Raw genomic sequence first — 758 nt, 5'->3', positions numbered from 1 at the left:
AGCGGTATCAACATACATGTAACAAATCTTTAGGAGGCTGATCATTATGTTCAAGTTCGTTTCAATACCGCAAGCGGTATCAACATACATGTAACTCGCCGAGTGCTTAATTAAGGACTGGATGTCCGAAGTTTCAATACCGCAAGCGGTATTGACATACATGTAACTGCAGGAGCAAAAGGACTGCAGAACCGTGCCGATTCGTGTTTCAATACCGCAAGCGGTAATGACATACATGTAACGGCATGGGATGGGCTTGATCCGTATATCCGCTGGTTGTTTCAATACCGCAAGCGGTATCAACATACATGTAACACGAAATGCTTGGGCAAAGTTAAAAGCCGGCGCCGGTTTCAATACCGCAAGCGGTATCAACATACATGTAACACTGGATGTCCGAAAGTGAACAAGAGGCAATCTGCAAGTTTCAATACCGCAAGCGGTATCAACATGCATGTAACAAGGATTGTGATTTTATCATGAGTATCAATAATTGTTTCAATACCGCAAGCGGTAATGACATACATGTAACTTACTACTGCGCTTATATGCAGGCACTCATCGACCCGGGTTTCAATACCGCAAGCGGTAATGACATACATGTAACACGAATTTCATCGCAAATACGCTTAACAGCGTTATCAGTTTCAATACCGCAAGCGGTATTGACATACATGTAACGACACGTCCTGACGCTCCCGTCTTCAGCATTGGACACCGTGTTTCAATACCGCAAGCGGTAATGACATACATGTAAC

At 43.8% G+C, this 758-nt stretch carries 1 CRISPR repeat array.

The features are described from left to right. Positions 1-58: 58 nt before the first annotated feature. Positions 59-758: direct repeats of the CRISPR family, unit length 37 nt; unit sequence GTTTCAATACCGCAAGCGGTAATGACATACATGTAAC.

Source organism: Schwartzia succinivorans DSM 10502 (assembly GCF_900129225.1).
Classification (GTDB): Bacteria; Bacillota; Negativicutes; order Selenomonadales; family Selenomonadaceae; genus Schwartzia; species Schwartzia succinivorans.
The sequence above is the reverse complement of the archived record's forward strand: the minus strand, read 5'-3'. Positions and strand labels throughout refer to the sequence as shown.